The organism is Candidatus Poribacteria bacterium (genome assembly GCA_026706025.1).
Classification (GTDB): domain Bacteria; phylum Poribacteria; class WGA-4E; order WGA-4E; family WGA-3G; genus WGA-3G.
This window is the reverse complement of sequence record JAPOZO010000011.1, coordinates 1-25,075: the sequence shown is the minus strand read 5'-3', so window position 1 is coordinate 25,075 and position 25,075 is coordinate 1. Positions and strand designations below refer to the sequence as shown.

27 protein-coding genes and 2 tRNA genes are annotated in these 25,075 nt (G+C 49.4%); all 29 read right to left on the bottom strand.

All coding sequences use genetic code 11. From position 1 onward, the window contains the following. Positions 1 to 3: 3 nt before the first annotated feature. Positions 4 to 1,815: a DUF6259 domain-containing protein gene (locus OXH00_02765; protein MCY3739921.1), complete on the bottom strand. Its 1,812-nt coding sequence runs from the start codon at positions 1,813 to 1,815 to the stop codon at positions 4 to 6. A gap of 1 nt (position 1,816) precedes the next feature. Further along, a complete protein-coding gene (locus OXH00_02760) occupies positions 1,817 to 2,611 on the bottom strand; it encodes an NAD(P)-dependent oxidoreductase (GenBank protein ID MCY3739920.1) in 795 nt (264 codons plus the stop codon). A gap of 42 nt (positions 2,612 to 2,653) precedes the next feature. After that, the gene (locus tag OXH00_02755; protein ID MCY3739919.1) at positions 2,654 to 3,019 is read right to left on the bottom strand and encodes an ABC transporter ATPase; all 366 of its coding nucleotides are present in this window, start codon (positions 3,017 to 3,019) and stop codon (positions 2,654 to 2,656) included. 16 nt (positions 3,020 to 3,035) lie between these two features. Beyond that, a complete protein-coding gene (locus OXH00_02750; protein ID MCY3739918.1) occupies positions 3,036 to 3,194 on the bottom strand; it encodes a hypothetical protein in 159 nt (52 codons plus the stop codon). 198 nt (positions 3,195 to 3,392) lie between these two features. Further along, positions 3,393 to 3,466 (bottom strand) — tRNA-Asn (locus OXH00_02745). 223 nt (positions 3,467 to 3,689) lie between these two features. Continuing rightward, positions 3,690 to 3,761: transfer RNA gene (locus tag OXH00_02740), tRNA-Met, on the bottom strand. A gap of 255 nt (positions 3,762 to 4,016) precedes the next feature. Next, entirely contained in the window at positions 4,017 to 4,781 is a 765-nt protein-coding gene (locus tag OXH00_02735; GenBank protein MCY3739917.1) for a hypothetical protein, read from the bottom strand. 51 nt (positions 4,782 to 4,832) lie between these two features. Next, the gene (locus OXH00_02730) at positions 4,833 to 5,540 is read right to left on the bottom strand and encodes a hypothetical protein (GenBank protein ID MCY3739916.1); all 708 of its coding nucleotides are present in this window, start codon (positions 5,538 to 5,540) and stop codon (positions 4,833 to 4,835) included. Further along, positions 5,530 to 5,751 (bottom strand): hypothetical protein, encoded by a 222-nt coding sequence (locus tag OXH00_02725; GenBank protein ID MCY3739915.1) that lies wholly within the window; start codon positions 5,749 to 5,751, stop codon positions 5,530 to 5,532. Before OXH00_02725 ends, OXH00_02730 begins: the two co-directional genes overlap by 11 nt. Further along, complete coding sequence (locus tag OXH00_02720; GenBank protein MCY3739914.1) at positions 5,748 to 6,899, bottom strand: hypothetical protein; 1,152 nt, start codon at positions 6,897 to 6,899, stop codon at positions 5,748 to 5,750. The genes OXH00_02725 and OXH00_02720 overlap by 4 nt, the downstream gene beginning before the upstream one ends. Further along, positions 6,896 to 7,162 carry a hypothetical protein gene (locus tag OXH00_02715; GenBank protein MCY3739913.1) on the bottom strand — a complete coding sequence of 89 codons (267 nt, stop codon included), beginning with the start codon at positions 7,160 to 7,162 and terminating at the stop codon, positions 6,896 to 6,898. Before OXH00_02715 ends, OXH00_02720 begins: the two co-directional genes overlap by 4 nt. Beyond that, complete coding sequence (locus OXH00_02710; GenBank protein ID MCY3739912.1) at positions 7,159 to 7,755, bottom strand: thermonuclease family protein; 597 nt, start codon at positions 7,753 to 7,755, stop codon at positions 7,159 to 7,161. The genes OXH00_02715 and OXH00_02710 overlap by 4 nt, the downstream gene beginning before the upstream one ends. Positions 7,756 to 8,004: 249 nt before the next feature. Then, on the bottom strand, positions 8,005 to 9,063 hold the full coding sequence (locus OXH00_02705; GenBank protein MCY3739911.1) for a hypothetical protein: 1,059 nt from the start codon (positions 9,061 to 9,063) through the stop codon (positions 8,005 to 8,007). Further along, a complete protein-coding gene (locus OXH00_02700) occupies positions 9,063 to 10,541 on the bottom strand; it encodes a hypothetical protein (protein MCY3739910.1) in 1,479 nt (492 codons plus the stop codon). The genes OXH00_02705 and OXH00_02700 overlap by 1 nt, the downstream gene beginning before the upstream one ends. Beyond that, positions 10,534 to 10,824: a hypothetical protein gene (locus OXH00_02695; protein ID MCY3739909.1), complete on the bottom strand. Its 291-nt coding sequence runs from the start codon at positions 10,822 to 10,824 to the stop codon at positions 10,534 to 10,536. The genes OXH00_02700 and OXH00_02695 overlap by 8 nt, the downstream gene beginning before the upstream one ends. Then, complete coding sequence (locus OXH00_02690; protein MCY3739908.1) at positions 10,824 to 11,183, bottom strand: hypothetical protein; 360 nt, start codon at positions 11,181 to 11,183, stop codon at positions 10,824 to 10,826. Before OXH00_02690 ends, OXH00_02695 begins: the two co-directional genes overlap by 1 nt. Then, positions 11,183 to 12,136, bottom strand: a complete 954-nt coding sequence (locus OXH00_02685) for a hypothetical protein (GenBank protein MCY3739907.1) — start codon at positions 12,134 to 12,136, stop codon at positions 11,183 to 11,185. Before OXH00_02685 ends, OXH00_02690 begins: the two co-directional genes overlap by 1 nt. Beyond that, positions 12,136 to 13,083 (bottom strand): hypothetical protein, encoded by a 948-nt coding sequence (locus OXH00_02680; protein ID MCY3739906.1) that lies wholly within the window; start codon positions 13,081 to 13,083, stop codon positions 12,136 to 12,138. Before OXH00_02680 ends, OXH00_02685 begins: the two co-directional genes overlap by 1 nt. Continuing rightward, complete coding sequence (locus OXH00_02675; protein MCY3739905.1) at positions 13,084 to 15,477, bottom strand: hypothetical protein; 2,394 nt, start codon at positions 15,475 to 15,477, stop codon at positions 13,084 to 13,086. Beyond that, complete coding sequence (locus OXH00_02670) at positions 15,478 to 16,326, bottom strand: hypothetical protein (protein MCY3739904.1); 849 nt, start codon at positions 16,324 to 16,326, stop codon at positions 15,478 to 15,480. It abuts the gene before it with no gap. Further along, positions 16,327 to 16,632, bottom strand: a complete 306-nt coding sequence (locus OXH00_02665; protein MCY3739903.1) for a hypothetical protein — start codon at positions 16,630 to 16,632, stop codon at positions 16,327 to 16,329. 1 nt (position 16,633) lies between these two features. Continuing rightward, a complete protein-coding gene (locus OXH00_02660) occupies positions 16,634 to 17,260 on the bottom strand; it encodes a hypothetical protein (protein MCY3739902.1) in 627 nt (208 codons plus the stop codon). Between the two features lie 17 nt (positions 17,261 to 17,277). Further along, positions 17,278 to 17,541 (bottom strand): hypothetical protein, encoded by a 264-nt coding sequence (locus tag OXH00_02655; protein MCY3739901.1) that lies wholly within the window; start codon positions 17,539 to 17,541, stop codon positions 17,278 to 17,280. Continuing rightward, complete coding sequence (locus tag OXH00_02650) at positions 17,538 to 19,544, bottom strand: hypothetical protein (GenBank protein MCY3739900.1); 2,007 nt, start codon at positions 19,542 to 19,544, stop codon at positions 17,538 to 17,540. Before OXH00_02650 ends, OXH00_02655 begins: the two co-directional genes overlap by 4 nt. A gap of 1 nt (position 19,545) precedes the next feature. Continuing rightward, the gene (locus OXH00_02645; GenBank protein ID MCY3739899.1) at positions 19,546 to 20,754 is read right to left on the bottom strand and encodes a hypothetical protein; all 1,209 of its coding nucleotides are present in this window, start codon (positions 20,752 to 20,754) and stop codon (positions 19,546 to 19,548) included. Then, complete coding sequence (locus tag OXH00_02640) at positions 20,754 to 21,620, bottom strand: hypothetical protein (GenBank protein ID MCY3739898.1); 867 nt, start codon at positions 21,618 to 21,620, stop codon at positions 20,754 to 20,756. The genes OXH00_02645 and OXH00_02640 overlap by 1 nt, the downstream gene beginning before the upstream one ends. A gap of 110 nt (positions 21,621 to 21,730) precedes the next feature. Further along, complete coding sequence (locus OXH00_02635; protein MCY3739897.1) at positions 21,731 to 22,702, bottom strand: phage major capsid protein; 972 nt, start codon at positions 22,700 to 22,702, stop codon at positions 21,731 to 21,733. A gap of 48 nt (positions 22,703 to 22,750) precedes the next feature. Beyond that, positions 22,751 to 23,623 (bottom strand): hypothetical protein, encoded by an 873-nt coding sequence (locus OXH00_02630; GenBank protein ID MCY3739896.1) that lies wholly within the window; start codon positions 23,621 to 23,623, stop codon positions 22,751 to 22,753. 18 nt (positions 23,624 to 23,641) lie between these two features. After that, positions 23,642 to 25,075: hypothetical protein (locus OXH00_02625; protein ID MCY3739895.1), on the bottom strand; the 1,434-nt coding region annotated here is incomplete at its 5' end.

Here is a 25,075-nt window from a genome sequence, read left to right as displayed (position 1 = left end):
CAATTAACCTATTTCTGCTGCGACGAGTGTAAGGTCAAGGATGTTGACAATACCATCGCTGTTAACGTCTGCTTCCGGGTTGCGTGTCCCAAGATGTTGTGCGACGAGTGTAAGGTCAAGGATGTTGACAATACCATCGCTGTTAACGTCTGCGGGTTTTCTTCCTGAGCGTGATAATATGTTATATGTCTCGGTGAAGTTGGGATCTAAATCCGCGACACCATCAAGGCGAACTGTGGGGAGTACGCCCCAAAACGCATAAGCGGGATAAAAGTTTTGGTATTGGTCTGGATACCTATCTGGGTTCGGGAATCCAAGATGTCCGTAGAACCGTACATACGGCGAAAATAAAAAAGCATTGATAAGATGTGGCTGCTCTGTTGGACGTATCAAATGGTATTGTGTAAAACTTGTGTGTAGAAAATTAACCTCATTAAGACCTTCCCCACTAAGAACAATGCCCGGCATAGCGTCTCTGAATTCTTGATGTAGCAAAATATTGCCTTCTGCCACCGTCAAACCTTCTATAAGTCCATTGCCATCGTTGACGGCAGTCATGTTAACGTCAATATGAAAAGCATCAACACGGTAAGTTTCCCATACATTTTTTAATCGATCAACCAACATTTTTCTAAAAGCACTCGAAGCCGGGTTTATCAAAGCATATTGGCGCAACAGGGGTTCTGTAGAATTAGCTGGTGCTATAAACTTTTCACCATTGTATGGATCCGTCATTTGGTATTGCGCAAATTCAGTGTAAAGTGGATGCGCTGGTGAGACTGCTACCATATTCACATGTGGCATCACCTTGAAGCCGTAGCCGTGTGCAACTGTCATGAATTCGCCAAAATTATCTGTCGGTGTATAATCAGGATAATTCCAACGCCATCCTGCTTTTCGCCAGCCCGTCACGTATAAGAGTGTTTTTTTCGGGTCTGTGTGTTTAGCGAGAATATCAATAACGCTGTTTCCTACTTTTTCGAGAGGGTCGGCATGGATAACCACGAGTTGAATATCGTTGACCCACGCAGGCATCTCGGTGCGATCGGCAGGCTCAAGTGCCTCATGCATCCACTGTCTATATGCAAGAGCTGGCACTTGCCAGTCGCCTCGATAGGCGTTCAATCGCCAAATGGCGGTCGTGATTTCTTTCTCTTGAAAAGGGGCGTGTGGTGTTTCCCAAAAAGTAAGCTTAAAACTATCCCCTTTTGGGCGATATTCCATGACTTTGAACCGGTATGTTGCATCGTCGCTGCGGACGAAAAAACCACCGTCTTGACTTTGAAGGATAGCGAGTTGTGCTTCCCATCTGCCCGGATAGTTATACCTATCAGATTGGGTAATAACTTGTCCACCCCAAACAGGAGCGATTAATTCTACGGATGTGTGTGAGAGGTGTGAAATTCCCCATGCGATACGTTCAATGCCCCCTGTTTGCGAGAGTGCTTTCTGTTGTATAAGCAAATCGCCAGTTTCTGCATCTATACTGATAAACAGGTGGAGTCCCATATCGTTTTCGAGATAGATCAGCTCGCATGATAGTGGTGAAAGGATTTTTATATCCCTCTGACGTACGTGCGTTCCTAAGCCACCATCTCGGACTTTTATCCCCGTATGCGCAATAAACTCACCTTGCGTATAAGTTTCCTGCGTCAGTTTGTTGTGGAAGTACGTCAACACACCGTTTTCAAATTGAACCCGGTAGCGATCGCTCTCAGCGAAAACATCACCTTGTTCGTTCACCAGCAACGTATTTGCATCGACAGCGGCGAGTAAAATAAACTGTAAAGTCAAAATTAGAAAAAAACGTCTCATATTATTCCTTTCGCATCTGTTCTTTGAGGTATTCAAGATGTTCAGAGATCGGAGTTGCTTGCCAATTCGGAAGCAGATGTTCATGTCTGGCGACAAGGTGTTCGGAAATCGGACATTCAGAAACAACGGGTGGCTTTGGACCAACGCCTGCCTTTAGACAGTCAACACCGTCATAGAGGTGATTTACAAGTGTCACTATATCCGTAGGCTGAGCCGTGCCGAGTTCAAAAGTGCCGGGTGTCCAGTTATGAATCACCTGTTGGACAGCAGAGACAACATCTGTAATATGAATGAAGTCACGCTGACATCGCCAGTAGACCTGTTGCAATCGCCCAGTGATAATCTTATAGACAATCGACGGATTCGCTTTCTCTGACTCGTCAAACGACCAGACATTGAACGGTCGAAGGATACACAGATTCATACCAGCAACTTTCTGCTGCATGTAAAACTCAGCACAGTGCTTACTCCAGCCGTAAGGTGTATCGGGTTCAATCGCAGCCGCAGAGGAGATGAACAAAAGTTTGGTGTTGCTCTGTTCGCAAGCTCTTGCTATTTGGCAACTCGCTTGGTAGTTCATCTGCCAGAGTTCGTTATCGCATTGACGGCTATCAGAAATCGCACCACAATGGATGACAAGATCATAATAACTGAAATCTGTATCTTCAAACCAATGCAGAAACGCTCTATAGTTATCAGAATCTTCGCCATGCACCGCAAGTGCGTTCTCTTTGGTAAGGACTTCCTTAATCTCCCGACCGATAAAGCCTTTGTTTCCTGTCAGCAATACGCGCATATTTTTCCCTGCAACCACTGTGTTTAAAGGCACACAGAACCTTTATGCTTTCGTTTGTCCCTCTACGCCTCGGTCTTTCCGGTCTTGCGTCCGCATCTCCAAGACAAGCTTCGCAAGGTCAACACCATGTAGGGCTGCTGCGTTAAAATCAGAAGGGAAGGGACCGTCTTGGAAACATTCCAGCCGATGCCCGACAATGGCAAGCAGTACTTCGTTGGTGAGTCCGTTGACACCGTTCTCAAGGATGGCACCGTTCTGAAATTGGACATGCCCCAACTCCAGGTATCCGCCTTTTTCAGGGTCCACATCTTTGCAAGTAATAGAGTATTTGTGATGCGCACCCCCGGCACCTTTATCGTCAAGCACAATCACTTGAATATAATCGTCTTCATAGATAATTTCTGACATATTTTCTCCTTTGGTTTTAGTGTGCCCATCTAAAAGTCGCAACCGCTTTCAGTTGAAGAACGTCCGCGAGTTGCATCTGCCACGCAGCACCTTTCGCGACTTCCATATAGACCTGGACATTGCCCTCATCATAACAGACACCGCGTCCGATCTGCTTGCCTGTTTCATCGAGCAATATGAAGGGTTTCCTACGCTTGGTTTCCATAATGATAGTTTTGTAAGTGCGACTTTTTATGTTCGAGGAGCCGCCAACCTCTAACCGCCTTTTAGGTTTTACTCATAGTCGCAAGCGGCCATGCGACTTTGTCGCATCTCTGTGGTCGGTCAAGATAGAGCAGCCAGGTGTTTCAGAAATTGTTCTTGTCTTGACCGAAATCGCTAACAGGAATCGAACCTATACCCCGCGGCTGATAACTGCCGCGTGCTCTACCATTGAGCTATAGCGATCATCAGATGTCAAATAGGCTTCGCCAAATGGCGAAGGGTAGTTGCGAGTTTTCAAGGTGCGCTTTGACTCTATTGAAACTTTATGAGTGCCTTCCGGTACACTCGCAAACGGTGCAGGAATTCGTACGTGCGATTTACTATACCTCACGACTTGGTATAAACCTGCTGAAAATCAAGCCGAGACTCCTTGCGCCTTTGAAAATGAGCAGTCAATGAGCCTCGATAGCAGGGGTAGGATTTGCACCCACGTATACATGATCATGAGTCATGCCAGCAACTACTACTGCACCCTGCTGCGTTAGGAGGGAGTGCGACCCCAAACCATTCATTGTAAAGGTCGCACTCACAAAGAAAATTAATCATATATCCAAAATTAGTCAGTGCTGTTTTCGTCCCCGGCAGCCCTACTCCATTAGTCGGGCAACTTCCGTAGCGACGGAATTCCTCATCCTACCCACCTGCACATGTTGGGGCTTAATCTAAATTTATATCCAATTAGATATATATCTGATTGAAAATATACTAACACAATCGACGGATTTTGTCAATGTTAGAAGTTCAGGCTCAGGATCACAGAATTCTCAGTCGAAGTTTCGGTTTCACCGTCGGTTACCTCAAACTCGGTTGTCGATTGAATCTTCAAAGTCCATTGGTCATTGAGGACAATATCCGTGCCGATGTCAAAGACACCCCCGAAGGACGCAAAATTTGCCTGCGGTTTACCGATCACTTTACCGTGAAGTCCGATCGTTTCAGAGTAATCGTATTCACCACCAAGAATGAGCAGATAGTAGGGAAGTATTTCAGAACCGCCTGCGTCTGTTTCTGTGCCTTCTTTGTCGAAGGTATCCAACTCAGCGAACTGGTCACGTTCAATGAAACTTCCGCCACCGAAGACGATCGCGAGTTTCTTCATCTCAATGACTCTCCGCAGATAGGCACCCGTCGATGTGGCGATTTTGGAGTCCATATCTCGGTTGGCTTCTACAAAGCCCTGTAACGAGGCACCAGCGAAACCAAATCCGCCTTGTAGACGTGCGTTAAGGTCTTGTGATAGCACTTCGCCGTCGTGCGAGATTTGTGTGCCGTTTAGCCCGAACCAGTAGTTTATGCCAGCGTGGATGGCTGTGCCGTAGATCGACTGTGCCTTTTCATTTGCCGTGAGCGCGAAATCGACAGTCGTTCCTCGTGAGGGGAGTTCCTCCCACTGTGCGAAGGTGTTATGCGCGAAAAGCAGTGCAATCACGACAAAAACAATCATCCATAACCATGCGTGTTTCCTAAACGCGCCTTCTCTAAACATTTCAAAAAGCATTTGTTAATGCCTCCATGTAATCCTACCCCTTGTCAGGTGTAGGGTGATAATTCAACTTTTTTTAGTATCTTCACGACGCAGCAACTCCGCCAACAGTTCCTCTGTCGCCGCGGCTGAGAGGTCGAGTTCATTCCCTGTGTCTGTCAGGACGACATCATCCTCATCAATCGCTTTTGTCGTGGGTTCTTCAGTTTCAAAGTATTTCCCTAAGTCCGCAAGCACTTTGTTCGCGCGCCGTTTCCAACCCGGCAGGTATCTTGCATATTTCTCAGGGTTCAATTGCGCCAATCGCTCATAATGTGCGATCTTATAGTTGTGAAACTCAGTGATTAATTCGTTGTCGATATTTGGGTCAGATGCTAACGAAGTTTCAACATGCAGCTTCCATGCCTTAACTGCCCGTGAAGTGCCAGAACCCCAGAGACCGTCTACATCTGCACCCGCCATGTTTTGGATAATTTTCACGGCTGCACTACCGGCGTTCACCACGAAGTCCGCAAAAATGTATTGTAGGAATTCAGGCAATTCCCATACGTGATATTTCCCAAAATAGTCCACGTAAAACGCTTCTACCAAATCGTGTTGACCTGCGAGATCACGAACAGACTTCGGTAAACCTGAATTCCGAACACGATACGCATCCCATGTCGTCTGTGTGATACCCGCGTAGGATATGCCACCCACATGTGCCGGTTCATCTTCGTTCAATCCACCCTCAGATTTGAGGATAAGTGAGAGGACTTCCTTCCTATTGTCCATTAGACTTTCCACCTCCGATTCCACTTTTCGTGAAGCAGTGCGTGAACACCATCAACAGAATATATTTGAGAAACTCCCAAATTTGACCCGACACCTGTGAATCTGCAAAAGGTTTGATATAGATGACAGCAAAAACATAGATGAGCGCGAGGAGTAATGTCCCCCCCATCAAAATTGTCTGCTGGAGTTCGTCCCAAGTTTCTTTCTTCATTTGACTTGCTTCCATGCTGCGTCTCTCTGTTTAGCAGAGACTTTTTGCCCAGCGATTTGACTCGTCGGTCGGACTTTCGGTTTCCCGGACTTTGTGAAATCGGCAGGGTTGTTCTGAGACTGAATCTGCTTGACGGCTTCTATAACAGGATCAGATTCAGCGACAGGTGTTTCTACCGAGTTGCGATCCGGCGCACGCCAGTTGATCTCGGTAATCTCGCCAGCACGAAATGCCCGTATCTGAGCGCGTCGCCACGCGATTACCCACCGCGCTTCATCTTCATCAGCAATCACCTCTCCAGAGTAGATTGTTTCCGATGAACCTATAGGCGTATATCCGCCCTGCGCACGCGAGATACGACGTTGTGTGCCGTAGGGAACATCTTTGAAAGCAACCATCTTATTCGCGACACCATCCAATCGGTCTCTGATGTTCTGGGCGATGACGAGAAAATCCTGTTCGGTATGAAATTCCTTGATCGTCTTCCAAGCATCATGCAACCATTGCGGTGCGGACGCGTGAGGTTCTCCACCTCCGACCCACAAGTCGTCGCCGAAGTCCTCAACATAGCCTTCGCGCGCGATACGATCTTGGAGCGGGTGAATCTCCGAACCGAGTCTATCAAAGCGCGCTTTCTCTTTTTTCCATGCCGCAGCGCGTTCAGACATCGTAGCCGGTCGCCAGTCAGGGTTGCCTGCCTGTTCTATAGGGATATACGGTGTTGGCGCATCATTGCCCCGAAGTACTAATCTCGGTATATGCCCATCAGATGCGGAATAAACCTTGTCGAAATAGACACCGCCAACCCACTCACCGTCTTGTTTCTCATCGGTCTCGTGATTCACACAGAATTCGTAGTAACGCCAATACAACGTGCCTTTTTTCGGCGGAATGTTGTATAAGTTGTGGTCTGCACCTTGCCAAGTGCCTGATCCCCATCGTGTCGGCAAGAGGAAATAAATCTCGTCCTCGGTCTCATACTTAAACTCAAATTGTGCCGGCCAATGCTTAGCATCACGCGGAAGATCGTCTAAGGCATTACTACGCGCAAGAACCAAGACGGGCCACTGTTCTTTGTCGATCGGATGCACTTTGGCATCATAGACGTATAAGGACAATTGTGTTGGGGGTGAGGGTACATTTTTCATTTGTCCACCTTATCTACGTGTTTACCGAGTTCCTTCTCGATGTTCTTAAGCCTATTTTCTACATCTTTGTCTCGCATCCGAGCATCTGTCAGCTCATTGGTTACTTCTTTCATGGTCCCACAGAGTTCTTGAAGCGAGCCTGTGAACGTTTTCAGATTTGAAAATATCTTTGTCAGCGAAGAAGATATTTTCCAGCCGATCGGGATCAGCACACCACCGACTAAAATTTCGAGTACCAAGACAAACCACATCACTTCACTCATTGTCCCCACCCCCAATCGGGTTTCGTCCCGCCGTCATAAGGTTTGGCATGCCCTTTCTGAATCAAAAGCGTTGCAACATCCATCTCATTGACAGCGACATCTACCACCGTCCGACCGGCATACTTACCGTCCATCGGATCGGAGATAGAGAACTTGTTGTCGTTGGCTTTCAGTAAATCTATCAATGCCTGACGGCTCGCAAGGGCGGCGGCTTTCTCTCGCGCACGACTTGCTTCCGATCGCTTACTTCCATCAGCATTCTTTGTCGAAACGCGTTTCTCTGGCGTGTCGATCCCGGCGATGCGGATGTCTGTTTGTATCTCGACACCGCGCTCGGTGATATGCACACCCGGCCAGTATTCGCCATATTCCCATTTGCCAAACGGGTGTTTCAAGAGCAGCACCCGCACGTCCTTGATCGTGTCGCCATCGTAGACCTGTTCGCTCGCATCGGTGAGTGTGCAGGTGTAAGTATCAATGAATAGCGGTTCAGGGTCTCCATAAAGACACTGAACACCATAGATAATCGCAATACCTACGATCGCAGTAAGTACACCGAATAAGAGCGCGTGCAGTAGGGTTCTGAACTTCATTTGCGTTTTACCTCCTTTCTGTCATTGAGAATCGCTTTTTTCAAGCGTTTTTCGTTACTTTCCTTGCGGAACATTCGTTTTATGTATTGAAGCATTTTATTCATCGTTGGGTAGGTGGCGACCTACCCTTCACCTCCTTTTAGAAAACGAGATACCCAATGAGGATACCAACTACCACACAACCAACCACTAATATCCAAAATAGACATCCGAAAAACTTACCTGTCGCAGAATGTAACATCTCTCCTCCTATATCTGCTGTGCTTCGAGAACCCCATACCGGCTGCCGTCTGTATCCGTTCTGTCATAAATCCACCAGAGATTGTCTGTCGTCGGATTGTAAGTCACACCCGCAACGCCATTGACGACTTCAACATCCCGGCTCTGAACTCGCACACCCGCAGGCGTGCAACAAAATATCCGTTCATTGCCACCGGTGAAATGGTTCTGCGGTATCCACCAGTGTCCATCCGCATACGTCAGTCCATACTGTCCTATACCGAAGTAATAGCCCGACATATCGTTTGTCGTTGCTGCGGCTGGCAACGTGATCGCTGAGGCTGTTTGCTCAACACCAGCAGTTGTGAATTTCCGCAACTTGCGCGTTCTAATATCGAGTCCCCAGATATGCGAGCCGTCATAAGCGATCGACTCAATGAACCCACCTGAGTAGGTGTACGTCGCCTCCAAGACACCCGCAGTCGTTATCTTGCGAAGTTCGCCACCGTCAGAGGTAAAATGCCCTACTGCCCAGAAATACGAGCCGTCCCAGGCACCACCGTTCATTGCAGCCGGATTGATGTCCGAGATTTCAAGGCTCTCTGATAACTGTTCAGTGCCGTTGATGTCGAACACTGCGATGAAGTGCCTGACAGGGTTGATCGCGGGTTCTGTCGCATTGAACACATACACGCGTTGCGTCGCATTGTTGAAAGCGAGGGCGAAGTTGACTCGATTCGGCACCAGCCGAGACACAAATGCGACTTCTCTTGAGATCGTGAACTCGTTAGAATCGACATCCGGCACGTCATCGCGTGTTGCTGTAAACCGTAAACTGACAGTTTGCCCTAAGATCGCTCGGTAGCGTAACACGCCACCGCCACGATAAGACCAGCCATCTGGCAGTGTGTACCCTGATGCGAGTCGAAACCGCGTCTCCGATCGCGGCTCGTTGACATATTGCCGCGACCGAACCTGACGCTCATTTCCGTCCTCACGAACGATGTCCGGCAGCTCAGACCAGACGATCGGCACTGCGGGATCCGTTGCTCGGACGCGAAGCTCACAAATATCATAATAATCTGGCATCAGCTTGGATCTGGTGGTATCACATCCGCATCCATATAGAATCGAGGATACCAGCTCCTATCCCTGTTACCTATATCCGGGGTTACAATCGTTGCGGTTCCTGTTTTTTGTGCTGTTTGGCTACCTGTGTTATCGTAGTCAGAAAGCGTTATACGCGGATCATCGGTGTCCATGACAGCATTGCGGTTGTTATCGGCATCTGACTGACTTTCATGGATACTGACACCAAAACCTCTTGCGGCTGGCACACCTCGTGTGTACGTGAACATCACCATCATTGTCGATTCTTCGTCCATTGTGATGATTTCCTGAACGTCGATTTCTGCAGGCACGCGGTTGAGGACATCGACATAAAAAGTCGTTTGCCAATAATCTACGCCTTGTTGACCGTCCTCCCTGTCACGCTCAATGCGTGCTAAGCCCCATAAACGTTTATCCGCACTTACATACGGTAAGGTATAATACAAAAACCCGTGCTGCGTGCCTGTCGCTTCTGAAGGTGTCGCCGGAGCCCACTGGATCGCTGAAGGGATACCATCCGCACTCGTCAAACGGTTACGATTGTTCTGTGCGTCAGACTGAGAGTTGTAAAAACCGACAATACTGAACCGATCCGCATACGGCGCACCTGCCGTATAAGTTATCGGTGTAATCGCACGTGTGCCTTCGATAGCAAAACCGCTGGTAATCACAAGAGACGGCGTAACGGCATTCAGGATTGTGAGTGTATATGCTGTAGAATCAACAACCGAACCGTTCTGAACGATTTCCAGCCTTCCATACCACCGTGTATCTCCTGAAACCGCAGGCAACGCTGACCCGTAATTCAGGGTCCCATTGCGGACACGGATACTCTGACCCGCCAAATTCGCTAACGCTTGCGAGGTCGGAGAAATACTCACCGAGGGTCTGCCGCTTGTCCGAGGGTTGGCACCTGAACGCGCATCTGCCAATGAGTTGTGAAACGAATGCCGAATCTCGGTCGCGACCGGTGAACCCGCGTTATACATCAGATCAGATGACGAAAAATCTGTCTGCTCATACGCTGAGACATTCTCCGGGAAACTCAGCGTCGCTGCCACAGACTGATACACCCGAATCCGGGTCGTCGCTGTATCTGAACCTTCCGAGGATGTGATCGTGAAAGTTACCAACCAGTCCACATAGACAGGTGAATCACCCGGCAGTGTCGGCGCATTGACCCGATGCGTCAGACCCGCCTGAACGTTGTCTCCATCAACCTCGCTGAGTGTGTCAATCGCCGTAATCGTCGGGTTACTTCCGCCCTGCGATACAGGATTGTTGTTAGCATTTCTCAGAGAGAAGGTCAACGAGGTCGCTCGTGGATACCCTGTGTTTATAGAAACATCAAAGAGTGTGTTCTGTCCTTCGTGAAGTGTTACCAGAGACGGCACACTGACTGTCGGCACTCTATTGGCTCTGACATCCAAGCGGACAACATCTACATAATCAGGCATTTAAAGTCAACCTATTGCTTTCGGTGTTCGGTTGGTTATTTTCGCTCACAGCTACGCCCGATCGCACGTGCGCGTAAGTGGCGTTCTCAAAAATCACGCAAAACTCAAATCCGTTACCTGTGAAGTCTGCGATCGTTCCGTCTGTCGTGATGCCGACTTCCGTGAAGTTCACCACACGTTCGGAAAACGTTACGATAACGACATGATTCTGTGCTTGACGTAGTACCACTGACGGCACGGGGTATAGAAGATGAAGCAGAAGCGGAATATAGACATTTGACATTACGTTCCCTGCTCAATGAGGATCGAGGCGTATAACGTCCGCGCGGCTACACCCGTATTGACTGTGAGATTGAGTTTCGCCGTCCCCGCATCCATATCTATGTCGCGAACCTCATACGTGTAGGCATCCTCATCTTCCGCACCGAGACGATCTGCACGTTCCGCATCCGTAAAGAGCTGTAGCTCTATGTTCCGTAACTGTGCCTCAGTAATCGGCGGTTGCCCCCGTGTAAACGTCATATCGTACTCTTGACTCCGACCGATCACCGCTTCGATGATGTTATCGCCATCTATCGTTATCGTTGGCGCAGCGGGTTGCACGACATCGAATTGGACAGCAATAGTGTGTTGTTCTGGCATTACGTCTTCTCCTTAAAGGTCAGTGTGCGTTTTGTTACAGGGTCGCGCGGTCCATAGAGTGCTTTCGTGAAATAGTCGGTTGCGAGACTATGGAATTCGGCTTCACCCTGCTGCGTAATGAGTTCGGTATTGTCGCGGTCCGTCTTCGGTAGGTTCTTACGGATATTCGCATCGATGTCATAGATCGACTCTACCGTGCCATCAGGCGTTGTCAAAAGCACCTGCCGGGCATTATGGTACTTGTTCCAATACCGAACATCGTGCCCGTAGTGATGCTCCCACCATGCGTCGTCTTTTGTGAAGACCTCGTGGATGTCCTTGACAAGTTTCTCTGTGTCTGTTCGCGATAAGATGTGCCCTTTACCTTGACGGTGGCAGTCGAGTTGCCTCGCAGCGAAACCGATCGGCAAACGGAATGCGTTGGCAGTCGTGTCCGCATGGATCTTGCTTGCAGAGCTGCGAGTCGTTGCGTGAACACCTCGCGAATTGCCAGCAATCTCCGCGGTCGGAATATGCTGATCGAGATATGACTTCGCGGCTTCATGCAGAGATGGCATCAGTCGATCATAGAACTGAACACCGGTTTCCGCGCCGGGCGCGAAGTATTCTACATCTACACCCATGTCATCCAAGGTTTCGGTTTCACCATCAGCAAGACAGAAGTAGTTTGGAATATCGGGGAGTGCCTTTAATCTTATAACACACGCATCCCACTCGAATTCGCAAACCGTATGTGTGCCTTCTGGACGAATTGCACTGATTAATGCATCGACGGCATCTGTTCTGTAGTCAATAGGCTTTATATATTTGGAAAAGTCAAATCCATAGACTTCTACGTTTCCACCGAAATCTGCCTTAACTCTTAGCTCAGAGACTGAAACAAATACCGCCTTCAATATCTTGCCTGTAAATTCAGGTTTTTTAATAACTTGATACCCTGCTATTTCTACCATTATGAACTCCAATATTCGTGTGTCGAAATATAAGTTGCACTTAATCCCGCGTAGCGAGTGCTTTGCGTTTCCATGAGACTATAAGTGAATGTTTGACGTTCAACATCAGCCGCTGATGCCCATGTTGTTCCTGTGTTGAGCCATAAAACGCCTTGTGAGGGACCGTTCGGGTGTGCGGGTACGATTGGTACTACTGTTGACCCATAAATCAATCCGCGAAACGCTTGGAAGAATTCCACATTGTAAGCACCATCACCATCAGGATCTAACGATAACGGGCCTTTCGTCATCTCTTTCGCTATCGCTTCAATGATTGGCCAATCATAAGCGTCATTATCGCCATCGACCTTTTTTGTGAATTCTACTTTGATTGCATAGTCCGCCGCTCTCAACCAGTAGCCTAAGTGTTTCGTAATTTCGGGTATGAGATCCGCATATTCTGGCGACTCTAAGAGCCACGCTTTTTTTCTCGCACGCCATGCCTTGACCGCCGTGATAGTACGATCCTTTTTTTCCTGTTCTGTCAATGCTCCGGGTACCCATCCGGGCGCAGAGCCACCCAAAACTATGCTATCTTGCTCACCATTGGCAAGCCAGACTGTCTTTGTTCCAGAGCCTGAAAACTCTTTTATCTGATAGTCAGGAACAGGCAAAGGTGTGTTTAACGGAACCGCACAACATATCCACAGATGTAGTACGTCATCCGCGTCTATCATATACCGATAGATATTGTCAGAATAACCAGGACGCGGCACTTGAACACTGCCCTCTGTCTGTGCTGCATTCTGAAAATCATACTGCCGCGTGATGACCTCATCGTGAAATGAGTCGTCTTCGCGGATATGTACGCGCTTACAGTTTGTATCTAAATGGATACGTCTGATTTCATCAATTTCACCTGAAATATCCGCTTTCCTGACAAAATTGAGATGGATTTTCGCTGCCATCTATACACCTTTATAGCCGTAAATTTTATAGAGTGTGATACCACTATCGCCTGCAGCCAACTCAAATTCTGTGTCACTTCGATGCGTAAGTGCGAGACGCGCATCGCGATTACCGAACTCTGTCGCGTTGAGCGCATCCCATAACGCAACAGGAACCGTCCAGAGATTACGGCGATTGATACCCGAATAATTAAAGATAACGTGCGTATAACCGGAAAACTTTTTGCCTGCGTTCAAGGATTGCCTGCCAGTTGTGGCAGATGTGAACTCACCTTCCCAAATCGTTTCGAGACTGTCTGCAGGATCGTTTGCCTCTATCTCCAAATCATCATTCAACTTCAAAAAACGACCCGGCACAACATTATTGCGAACCACGACGTTGTTCTTCTTGATCAGATACAGCGGATGTTCGCCATCAAAGTCTCCGGCACTCCACGTCTTTACCCATGACCCCGACATCGACCAGCCATTGACATTCGTCGGCACCGCACTCAGTACAAAGGCGTTTATTCTGTCGAACTGGATACGATCGCCAACGCCGAGGGTCTGAATCACATCTCCGCGCGCCATACCATTGGCATCGGTCGGATTCAACACCACGCTCGATGCTTCCGTGTAATACTTCCCCGTATCGGGGAGGCTCGCAGAACCGCGTTCCCAATCCCCTAAAACCGTGTAAGTGCCACTGTTGATGTCTGCTGCTGCGTCACCCGAGTCGTCTTGTTGCCCCGCCTGAGGTGTCCCCCATATCAGATTTAAGTTTTCATCGACCCCAAGGAATGTCCCAGTTCTTCTTTCGTTTATTGCGAGGATGTCACGGCTGATGTTGATGATCGTGTAGGTTTCACCCGTCGTCGTAGGCGGAATCGTATCACCGGGCCATGTACCCAAAATCGCTATTGCGTTGCTGCCTGTAGGTGTGGCTGTGAGCGTCAAAAGCGTTCCGGCAACTGAAAGTTTATCACCGCTTCGCAGTGCCAGTAATTCTGTTTGTCTGTTTGTGCCGTCAGCATCGGTTGCGTTGATGTATAACTGAGCTGCACCCAACGACCTAAACACTTGAAAACTGCCTGAATTGCCACCGTTTGATCCATCACGCCTCCAACTGCCAAGCACTGTTGGACCATTTGCTTTAATCGCTTGGGCATCGAGGTGTGCGGCAAGAACACCCCCATCGGCAATCCCTAACGCACTCCCGGATGTGCCATCACCGTCAAGACTGCTATCCGTCGCGACTGCCGAGAGCCAGTTCGTTAGCACTTCTGATGCCAAGTGCGCAAGCAACACCGCACCATTGGCGATATTGAAGCCGTGTACCGCACCCGCGATTAAGGCCCGGTTCTCTTTGATATAGTAGAGTGTATGACTCTCAGACGTTGGCACTTCGCCGTCTAAGACCGCCACAGTGAGCGTATAGATACTCGATGCGGATGACGGTGCTGATACAATCTCCACTATCGCTTCCGTGCCGATATGGATGTAATCGCCTTGTGATAGACTCGCAAGAATCGTTGACTTATCACCGTCAGAAGCCGTCGTATGGATATAGAGATTCCCACCGGTGTAACCCGCATGCTCTGCAGCAGGCGTTGTGCTTATGCCGAGTGTGTAGCTGCCGATTGACAGGATTCGACCCACTTCGCCTGATGCTTCACTTGAACTTGAGACAACACCGAGCGGACTTTCCGCAGTCCCGTCGCCTTGAAGTGTCTCATCGGTCGCAACCGCTGCTAAGCCACCATCTGTTGCAGAGATCGTAAAGGTATTCGCGTCGTCATCATAATCAATAGTGATATTGCTGCCAGCCGTGATCAGCGAATTGAGCTTGTCCTGAAATTCTTCGTCCGTGAGTTGCGTGTTCGTATCCGTTGCCTCGATCGTAAAGGTATCGTTGTCATCATCATGGTTAACTGTTACATTTGTTCCACCCTGGATAAATGCCGCAACTATATCTCGCACTTGTTCTGCTGTTAAGCCACTGCCACTGTCTGTTCCTGTCGCGGAGATCGTCAATGTGCCAGCTTCATCATCATAGGTCAACGTGACATTACTACCTTCGGCGAGAAACGCTGCTATTTTGTCTTGAAGCTCTTCGTCTGTGAGTCGCGTGTTCGTAGCTGTCGGTGTGACATCTACCCAGTCCGCACCTGCTACAGAGATAAAACGGGCTTTGCTTTCGGTATTGACCCAATATTGCGTCAGCCCCGTAACCAGTTCACTGTCTGCCGGATCCCGCGCTTGGGCGTGCAGCATCGCTTTCGAGAGCGCATTGCGGAGCAATATCGTCGCAATATCACGGAAACGACCATTGGCATTCAATAGCGCAGCAATGTCTTCATCAAAGATCGTATCTTCGGTTATATCTGGAACATTCGACAACTGACGTTCTGCCATTTATGTCAATTCCGTAACTTCCACAAGTCTATTACCATCTACATCTACCAACTCGTAACCATCTACGTCTTGAAGAAATGCCCACGATTCCTCTATCACCTGGACAAGATAAAATCCGTCCACGTCTCTCACCGCATAGCCATCAACATCTTCAATAATTAAGCCGTCCGTCGGGCGAACAGGTGCCTCGGGTTCCGTTTCGTCCTGCGGGTCTAACACAAATGCGACATAATGATCGCCTTCAAACTGCGGTGTAAACGCCAAATGAAAAAAATGTAAGCCTTCAGTTTCCGCTAACTCCGGTGGCGTGATAGAGACGTTCTCTGGGGTCTGTGCTTCTTCTAACTCCGGTGTCCCGGATTCGAGGTCGGCGATAGAACCGAACCACTTCGCACCCCAATACCTACCTGGTCGTCCGTTGGGTCCGATGTTATACTCAAAACTGAGCGTATGCTCCTCAAGTCCTTGTATCTCGACCTTGCGGATCAGTGTCACGTCTAATAGCGTTTCACCGTCACCATCAGCCGGTGCCCCCGGTCGCGCCTGTGACCATTTAATCTGATAATCTGAACCCACTGACAACGTAGGCGGTATCTCGTCAATTTCCACGCCATTGGTGACGTCATAATCCGCAACAATCCGAGCATTCGGAGCCTCGCTATCAGACAGATCACTACCAGCCTCGAAGAATCCAACACGACCCCCAGAAATAACCGATTCAAAATGCCGTCTGTTATCCACGTCTAACAGACCGAACTGGAGATACGTGTTCTCACCAGAGACCTGAAAAGCGAATTGTGCCTGTGTGGTGTCCAAATCACCTATAGCAACCAACCGAAAAGTCGCCATTTATATCCCTTGGAAACGTGTAATCGATTCATCGAGCTCAATGCCTCTCAGCGGTTTATAGCGGATCGTCCAGACCCCTTGCTTTTTCCTGACATATAAGCCTTCAACCGTCAGATCTGTCTTGTGTAGATCCCATATATCCCAAAAATGTTGCCATTGGTTCCACTCACCGATAGGGATCAACTGAAAATAAGCACCCTGTTCAACAAACGCAGCATCGAGATAAATGATTGCAAGCTTGCTCGGCGGCGTAATCTTCAGCCGGTTTGGGGTATCCTTAAGTTGGGATATAAGCCGTTTGTGCATGCTATGACCTTCTGACGTAATGCTCACCCCACGTTAGATCTATATCGGCGTTATCCGCATTGGTTCGTGATGTTGAACCATCCCCGATTCTATAGAAAATCTGACCCACCTGTTGCGTCGGGATAATGACAGATGTTTCATCCTCAATTGACGCGATTTTCACAGTGTCCGAAGGTGTGTATAGACGTTCAGTAGCGACACCAATATCCACGTTGATAGCACCGGTACCACGTTGGTAATGAATAGAGATCGGGAAATCCAATACCGGATAAATTACCCATTCCAGAGAGGTCGTCACCCCCTTCAACCCTTCATAAAATTGCAGTTTTTCCTCTAACGTCACATTATCGGTACCGACTTCTGCGATCCGACCTTTCTGATGATAGCCAGGGTTGAGTATCTCCAGTATCCAACCTGTTGCATCTATAATGGTATTCCGTAAGGCACCCGTCTTGAAACGGTATTTGCTATCCGTGTACGTTTCACCCGCGTTGCCATGCGGCATCAACCGTCGCCACGCGCTGACAGGTTTTTCTGTCGCACCATTTGCCAATGTCCGAAACTCACCAACAGGCAACCCCTCGCGTGTCATGAGTTGATTGAAATTCTGATCAATTGCCAATGTCATCGTCTACTCCTTCTCTCTCAATACGTCGTGGAATACGTAATCTCCGTCGATCTACGCACAACCACTTCCTGCCTACCGGGAGTCGATTCTACACGTCGAATTTTTTGCTCTAAATTCCGAACATCCCTTTGAATTGCGCTCACCTCGTCAGTATCCTTGGCATCATCAATAGCAGCATCCAAGCCCCGCAGCGAAAGCAAAATAGACTGAAAAGCACGGGCAACTTCAGGTGTAACGCGTTCCCGCGGCACAACAAACTCTTGAACACGTCTCTGTTTCATCTTGCGTTCCTCACCCGTTCATTGACGGCAATTCGATCAATCGCCGCGGTCGATTCGGTTTGAATTTCGATCGTGAGGGTCCGTCCGCGAAGGTTGCAGCCCATGCGATGCGTCCAAGGGTTCGCAAGACTCTCAATATCAAGACTCCCTTCGGCACGATTGAACTCTGTAAACACTTCCACGTCAATTACAGCCGGTGCTTGCGGAGAAACATGTACAGATTCCCACTTCTGTTGGATGCGCCCATAATACGGATGACTGCGCCACACCCGACGGATCGGTTCACCGTCATCGGTGTCGCCGGTATACAGTTGAAACGTCTGCCCGTCGATAACACCATAGGCGTTACCCTGACGGTCTTTCATTGCGTCAGAGACCCCAAAATCGTCTTGCCACCAGACACCGTGAATCAGATCATAGACGAGCGTCGTGTCCGGGTCGTTGTCAGAATCCAATTGGACCGAAAGCAAATAGTGTTGGTCGTGTGAGAACCCAACAGCGTTTTCGAGGTGGAGAAGTCTACTGAGCACCCCGTGAACCTTATCCGACATCTCCCGCAGATTCGAGCCATCATAGCGATAGATCCGCTTATCGGTTGCCAGAAAGTAATGCACGCCGCCCATATCGACAATAGATTCAGGCGAAATACAGCCGATATACTGTCCTTTATCGTCCCGCGGTGTAATGAAATCAATGACAGAATGCAGTTCCGCGATCGGATCGGTCGCCAAAATCTGTATCTGGTTCGACGCATAGACAATCAGATGCGTATCTCTGAGAAAATGAAGCCCCGTGATGTGTCCGTCCTGAAGATCAAGATCAATAAAATTTGTGAAATTCTGATAGAGCCGTTCCCCTGTACCAGGATTGAAATGTGATAGATAGACCCGATTCGATTCAAGTTCAGCGACGTATGCCCGGTACTCGTTCGCAGCGATATATTCCCAATCAGGTGTCTCAAAGGTCAGCGGTCCCTCCGTGTTCACGTCCAAGACAGGGAAATGATAATGAACCGTGCTGTCTACAGGCAACCGCGCAACCCAGAAATACCGTTCCGACACCGTATCCTCGGTGAGAAAAATATCGACATGTGTTGCGTCCGGCACATTCCCGACTGCGATTTCAAGCACTTCCCACGTAATATCGAAGGGCAGAAAACTCCGTCGATACTCGTAGGATTCTACAGGTAAATAGTCGCCATCGGCATCAAGTCGTCTCTGCGGCACGGCTTCCTCAAACGCAACAGAATAGGCACCCGGTGCGACGAATTCACCAAAATCGTTTTTGCCGTCCCAAATCACCTGTTTCCGCCGCGGTCCCGTATTATCCCCTGTCTGGTCGGGTTCCTCGTCTTGTGAACCGCCGTCGAGGTAAGTCGTGTCCCGGACATGCCGGACAACCTGTTTAGAACCGTAATCGACGATCCCAACCTTCAGGTTAATATCACCGATAATCCGAAATCGGATCGCTATCTGCTCGTCATTGATATGGATAATTTTCAGGTCATGAACACGCGCACGATAGGTGTTTTCACGATTCGCTGGATCGACTTCATACTCACCAAACTGGTCTTCGGCACGCACGACGCGTATCGGTTCAACTGTAATAGGATCGCTTTTCTCACCAATGACTGTTTTCGGCGATAACTGCGGTGGCGGTTCACCGGTATCACCCTGTTGTGTCGGGAACGCCTGTTCTATTTGCGAGGTGTCTACTTTCACTGCCTGGAAGACCATATTGACCGGCGAAAAAGCAGGCACGTCCGCAGCACCCGATTCAGAATATCGAACACTCCCAGGTGCTATCTTCGCGAGTGGGCTGCCACCGTATTCGTTTTCATAAGAGAAAACATCCGGTGCCTCGGCGCGGACGCGTCCCTTACGCGGGATGAGCCAGCCGTTGCCGTTGACGCGACAGTTGCGGACATACTGACCTGATACGCCACGGCTCCGAGGATTATAGACTTCGTTTGTAACTAAGCCACCGGCAAAATTGATATTCATCTTACGGTCTTCCAAGTCTGAGTCTGAACAAGCCCGTTCTGTTATTGTATGTCAGGTTCGTGAGTCGCGGTGCAGACCGTCGGAGCTCACGTCGTTTGCCAAGTGTCGGAATCACTGCTTGTGCTTTCGCCTCTTTGATCTCCATCTCCGCTTTCGCTTGCCAATACGCCGCAAGCCGTGGGTCATAGCCGTCTTTGAGGTAACACTTTTCGAGCGTCATGTGCACAATCGTTTCTGTGTAGCGATCCGGGATGTTTATGACATCTTCATCATCCGTCATAACATCACAGGTGTTGCGATAATACTCGACTTCGAGATCGTGACGGAGTCGGTGGATCTGAAAAAAGGCTTGCGGTGTCCCTTCAACGACTTGTGTCCCGACCAAGATACCGCTCCCACCATAACTGCGCGGCTCGGCGGCTTGGTAATCGTTATCGACATGCAGTCGCATCCGATAGGTCTGCTCTGTGGAGTTGATTTCGATCGGGTTCTGTGTGAAGTCAAAATGCACCCATTCCGGTCGAGAGTTGATTGAATCTGCAGATAACTCGCCACTTGTATGCACAAACTGATGTTCACCCGTCAAATTCGTAAACGAGAGCCACAGCTTACCGGGAAAATACGTACCGCTCCGCCGAAGGTATAAAGAGACGACCCCACCCCAGACACAGCGTGGGTCTAAGTCTGTGTCCCGGACTTCCATTTCTGTCGGTTCTGTCGTATCCGCGACAACTTCAAGCGTTAAATCCTGAGAAAAACCTGTCATAGATTCACGATCGAAAATCTCTGTAAACCCTGGGCAATCGTTTTCAAACTTATATTCAACCACCAAGAGCTTATTTGGGACGGGGAACAACCCAAAAGAATCTTGTTCGCGATAGTAGTAGTACGGATCACCGTTCTCGGTGCCAGTATACGACCAGTCCCGAAGCACATCTTTATCCACATAGATGAGACCCCATTCATCGGAGATAGTCTCATCGCGATACCGAACAGACAACAGGTCGCCGAAATTCGGTGGGAAGGCGTAATCCCGCACGTTCTGTAAAGTCGATGTATAGATAATCGTTTTCACAGAATACGCGCGTTTGGCGTGTTCGTTGCCGGACTCTTGGATGAAGTAGTTGATCTCATCATCTTGCCAAGTGCCCGGTGTACGTTCGCCCAAGTGATAACGCACACCCTGCCGAATTTCACCACGTGTCGCCATTAGACAGCCTCAGGCCGATCGAAGCCGCGGACCAAACTCTCCGCAATTTCCCGAACAATCGAGATTTTCCGACAGTAAACCGTCGCCTCAACAAGCGTATTTGCGACACCTGCATGCTGCACGGTGGCATATGCGTCTATCACATCCGCAGCAGCTGGCGTTTCACCTTCGCCCTGGCTCGCTGTCAACGCAGGGATCAAGATGTCACCTGCATCTACTGCAACGTTTACCTTTACAGGAAAATCGCCTTCAACACCCACGAAACCGTACTGATTTGCCTTCGCTGAGCGTGCCAGCACAATCCCGTTGACCGTCCCTTCAGTAGCATTCGCAGCATCCGAGAACGCGCGCTCAACGTACCAGGGCGCATAGATCGAAAATAGACTGGTTGAAGTGATACCACTGTTGCCATCATTACCAATAGCCGTTTTTAATGTCCCATCATCGGTATCATACCACCGAACATTCAGACGCGTATTGGTATAGTGTGTAATATAACCGCGTTGACCCGCACCATCACCACTTCTGATAGCGATCTTTGCGTAATCCCGTAGCGTCGGTTCGTCCGGGATACCCGCAAGTGCTGTAAGAAAATTCGCGTCCATTACATCGACGTACGTTGAACCCGCAGGCACAATTTCGTCGTTGGCATCGCGAAAGGAATTGGCAGCATTATCCGCTGGTGCAAGGTGGTCATATTTCGTGCGAATCGCATCACCTTCTTCAACATCTTCTGAAAACCGGACGAAGGTCATCAAAACATCATCAACGTTGCTCATAAAACAGCCGCCGAGTGCGACGATCGGATCATCGTGTACGTCCTTATAGGGACCCTCAAATATCGTTGGTACACCAAAAACTGGCATTTCTTTCTCCTTTTTTAGTAGTTGTCAGTTATCAGTTATCAGTTGTCAGTTAAAAGAGGAACCTCTTTAACTGACAACCGAAAGCGTAGCGTACTGACAACCGAAAACTATTACGCAGCCGCAGTGAGTACACTTGGATCGAGATCGTCGAGTCGGCACTCGTAGCGCAAGTTATCGCTGCAGAAGTTGCCGAAGTTGACAATCACTTCATATTGTCCAGTGTTTTGAGGCATCCGCGCCCAGGGGTGTCTACGCATATTGAAGCCTTCACACGCATAATCCCTGAGATGGTCGAAGTTCAACCAATCCAACGAATGCTGAGTGGCGGATTTCACAGGACGCTCTTTATCAAAGACAATGGGTACGCCCATGAATGTGATGTTCGTGAACCCGGCAGCCGCCAGCGCGGTGTTCGGATACCGCTCATCGCGCATCAGGATCGAATGAATCTTCGCCCAGATGCCTGGTGTCGTGATCCCGATGTCCGGTTTCTTCGCGCCATCCCAGACATCGATCAGCGACTCAGTAAGCAACGCACGGCTTATGCCACGCGGAGAAGATGCGGTCTTATGGAACGAACGGTAGGTCGGTGCTTTGGTGCGGTCAATCTGACCGAATTTCGCTGTGTTATCGAACACATCAATCAAACCGTTAGGACGTGTGGTGTTGCCACCGCGACCGTAGAGATACCGGCTTTTCCGATCCGCCATGAGTTTCATGTACCAGGAGATACGGTTTTGCACGAGATCTGCATACTGGACATCCGAGGCACCGTTCTTCGCAACCTCGTAGTCCCAAATGACGACGACTTGGACCTCCATCTTCGGCTCAAATCTCGCAACATCACCGACTTCGAGCTTCGGGAAGTCAAAAGATTCTGTATAGCCGAGTGCGCGCCCGGTCTGATCGTTTCTATCGCCTCTGACGTTTAAGGGGAGGCGTATAAAATCACCGCCAGGATACGTCTGACGGACAGATTCCATCGATTTTAGTAGAACGTGCTGGTTGAAAAAGGTATCCGAGACCATTTTCGGGCCCCAGTCCTTTGTGAACCCACGCAGTTCTCCAAGATTCAAAGACATTCTTTATCATACCTTTTCCGCCTGTTTTCCGCCTGTTTTCTATTTTGTTTAAACAGCTCCAAATTTATAGGCAGCCCCTACAGATTCCTTGTCGCGCCAGTTCTCTACACCGCGCCCTTCTTTTTGTTGGGTGCCATTATTCCCGCTACCGTTTCCTTGAGAGGTGGAAGTGATATTCGCTGCCTCTTGTTCACGCTGTGCTTCCGCAGCAGCGGCAGCTTCTTCGCTTTGTGCCTGTATCGCTTTTTCACCAACAACGATTGTCGCGAGTGTTTTAATATCGGTGACACCTGTTGCGCGACCCGCCGCGACGAGTTCTTGCTCTGTTACGCCTGTCAACGCCGTCGCTTGCGCGATATCTTCACGCACAAAGCGACCGCCCACTTCGTCGCGTAAGACCCCGAGCTGTTTATTGAAGTTGCTCTCCATATCGACGATGGTTTGGTTCTGACTTTTCGCGTAATCGACGAGCTTGTTATGCCGTTCAATGTTCGCTTTATCTTCGTCGCTCATGAATTCGTCATTGATCTCAATCTTCTCAAGCAACGGGTTATCCGCAAGGAGCGGGTGTACGTCCTCCGACTGTTGTTCAGTATTCGTGGATTCACCTGTTCCTTCACCGTTGTTACCATTCATAACCGACATCATCCCATCGACGCGCGATTCGCGCTGCTGAAGTTCCTGACGCTGCTGGACGTACGGATCGTAATCGGCAATAGGGACTTCTGTGCCGTCGGGCATTTTGACAACCGGTTCGGTTGACGGTGTTTCTTTCGTGTCATCGCCACCGGTGTTCTCAGCACCTTTAGCGTTCTCAGCTTCGCCAGCCGGTTTCACGTAAGACGCTGTATTTTCTGTCAGTTTTTGGCCTTCTGGGACCGTCACTTCATTGCCCCAAACACCGCCATTGGGTCCTGCCATGAGAGTATCTCCTTTAAGTTAAGCCGCCTTCTTGCGCTTAGCATCACTTTTGCTTGCACGCACTTCCGCAGCTTTTGCTTGGATTTTTGCGACAATTATCTCGAATTGACCCTTCAGCTCCTGGAGCTCAAGGTCGTTATCGTGTTCGGATTCATCCTTTTGGATTTCAAGTGCGAGTTGTTGTTGCGCCCCTTGCTGCTGTGCCTGTGCCATCGCTTTCCGTTCTTCTGCCTTCAGCTGTAGCATCTTATGTGCATTCGGCACGCGCAACATCTTCAATAACGAGGCTTCGGTGATAATATCGAGTTCAAATAACATGAATGCACGCGACTCACGCGCCGCTTGCGTCATAGATCGCGTCCCAGTCTGGATACGTACATCGAAGCTCACTAAGTCATGGGCAGGTAACGCCCGTGTGATATGGATCTCACGTTGAAGTTCTTCGAGCTGATAGATATAGTGTTCCTGTAGCATCTCGGCTTCTTCTGGCGACCGATACAAGGCGATGTTCCTATAATCTTCTCTGACCTGCATCATCTCCTGCTGGAGCATTTCGATCTTACCGCGGCGCGTCGGGTTGACTAACGCTTTGGCATTGAAAGTGCCGTGCTGTTCCATCATCGAATCTTCATCGAGGAAGCGGTACTGCCGATCCTCGTTGACGAAATCCAAGAACAACGAACAGACATTCCGCGCATAGGTTTTCAGCCCCTGATCGAAGTTGATTGACCGCAGATTGGAACGCGTCGCCGCCGCTGCCTGTAGTCTTTCAATCGCGATCCCGGAGCGCGCCGGTGTCGTTTCACCCTGCGAGACTTCATGCACACCCGAAACATTTTCCATTAACTCGATCATCAGCATCATAATCTCTTTGACTTCTATGCCTAACGCCGGGGGTTCCATCCAGCCCGCACCACCTTCGTTCTCCATCGTCACGATACGGCTTCCAGGCGCGCCTATATCGGAATCCTGATTAAGACTCTTTGAGAGCGACGAGATTTTTAAGACTGGGTTCGAGCAACGTTCCGTGTGTTCTATCGCCTGCGAGATACATTTATTCAGTGCCATCTGCATACCCGCGAGTTGGTTAATAATCGAGGGACCGTAGACAGAATCAACGGACGGATCGACGGTAAACGGCACGAACATGCAGAAGCCTGCCGGGTTCGGTCCGTCGTGTAGGAGGTGTCCGTTACACTCAATCAAGATGCGTCCGGACGGATACCGCAACATCGCCGGTTGCGTCTCATCGACACCTGTCGATTTCACTAAAGCGTCATCTTGATAGTGACATTCATAGACCTGGAATACCTCTTTGCGTTCGGCGTGCCGCGGTGGACGCGATTGTGTGGAACTCGGACCGCCGCGCATCGTGTTTGCCTCATCCCTAACGGCATCCAAAAACGGTCGCCCCGGATCTTGTCGTCCGGTCTGTTGTCCCAAATGTCGCTG

Coding starts and splice junctions, on each gene's coding strand:
- OXH00_02765 (MCY3739921.1), bottom strand. CDS start 1,815: ATGAGACGTTTTTTTCTAATTTTGACTTTACAGTTTATTTTACTCGCC.
- OXH00_02760 (MCY3739920.1), bottom strand. CDS start 2,611: ATGCGCGTATTGCTGACAGGAAACAAAGGCTTTATCGGTCGGGAGATT.
- OXH00_02755 (MCY3739919.1), bottom strand. CDS start 3,019: ATGTCAGAAATTATCTATGAAGACGATTATATTCAAGTGATTGTGCTT.
- OXH00_02735 (MCY3739917.1), bottom strand. CDS start 4,781: ATGCTTTTTGAAATGTTTAGAGAAGGCGCGTTTAGGAAACACGCATGG.
- OXH00_02730 (MCY3739916.1), bottom strand. CDS start 5,540: ATGGACAATAGGAAGGAAGTCCTCTCACTTATCCTCAAATCTGAGGGT.
- OXH00_02725 (MCY3739915.1), bottom strand. CDS start 5,751: ATGAAGAAAGAAACTTGGGACGAACTCCAGCAGACAATTTTGATGGGG.
- OXH00_02720 (MCY3739914.1), bottom strand. CDS start 6,899: ATGAAAAATGTACCCTCACCCCCAACACAATTGTCCTTATACGTCTAT.
- OXH00_02715 (MCY3739913.1), bottom strand. CDS start 7,162: ATGAGTGAAGTGATGTGGTTTGTCTTGGTACTCGAAATTTTAGTCGGT.
- OXH00_02710 (MCY3739912.1), bottom strand. CDS start 7,755: ATGAAGTTCAGAACCCTACTGCACGCGCTCTTATTCGGTGTACTTACT.
- OXH00_02705 (MCY3739911.1), bottom strand. CDS start 9,063: ATGCCAGATTATTATGATATTTGTGAGCTTCGCGTCCGAGCAACGGAT.
- OXH00_02700 (MCY3739910.1), bottom strand. CDS start 10,541: ATGCCTGATTATGTAGATGTTGTCCGCTTGGATGTCAGAGCCAATAGA.
- OXH00_02695 (MCY3739909.1), bottom strand. CDS start 10,824: ATGTCAAATGTCTATATTCCGCTTCTGCTTCATCTTCTATACCCCGTG.
- OXH00_02690 (MCY3739908.1), bottom strand. CDS start 11,183: ATGCCAGAACAACACACTATTGCTGTCCAATTCGATGTCGTGCAACCC.
- OXH00_02685 (MCY3739907.1), bottom strand. CDS start 12,136: ATGGTAGAAATAGCAGGGTATCAAGTTATTAAAAAACCTGAATTTACA.
- OXH00_02680 (MCY3739906.1), bottom strand. CDS start 13,083: ATGGCAGCGAAAATCCATCTCAATTTTGTCAGGAAAGCGGATATTTCA.
- OXH00_02675 (MCY3739905.1), bottom strand. CDS start 15,477: ATGGCAGAACGTCAGTTGTCGAATGTTCCAGATATAACCGAAGATACG.
- OXH00_02670 (MCY3739904.1), bottom strand. CDS start 16,326: ATGGCGACTTTTCGGTTGGTTGCTATAGGTGATTTGGACACCACACAG.
- OXH00_02665 (MCY3739903.1), bottom strand. CDS start 16,632: ATGCACAAACGGCTTATATCCCAACTTAAGGATACCCCAAACCGGCTG.
- OXH00_02660 (MCY3739902.1), bottom strand. CDS start 17,260: ATGACATTGGCAATTGATCAGAATTTCAATCAACTCATGACACGCGAG.
- OXH00_02655 (MCY3739901.1), bottom strand. CDS start 17,541: ATGAAACAGAGACGTGTTCAAGAGTTTGTTGTGCCGCGGGAACGCGTT.
- OXH00_02650 (MCY3739900.1), bottom strand. CDS start 19,544: ATGAATATCAATTTTGCCGGTGGCTTAGTTACAAACGAAGTCTATAAT.
- OXH00_02645 (MCY3739899.1), bottom strand. CDS start 20,754: ATGGCGACACGTGGTGAAATTCGGCAGGGTGTGCGTTATCACTTGGGC.
- OXH00_02640 (MCY3739898.1), bottom strand. CDS start 21,620: ATGCCAGTTTTTGGTGTACCAACGATATTTGAGGGTCCCTATAAGGAC.
- OXH00_02635 (MCY3739897.1), bottom strand. CDS start 22,702: ATGTCTTTGAATCTTGGAGAACTGCGTGGGTTCACAAAGGACTGGGGC.
- OXH00_02630 (MCY3739896.1), bottom strand. CDS start 23,623: ATGGCAGGACCCAATGGCGGTGTTTGGGGCAATGAAGTGACGGTCCCA.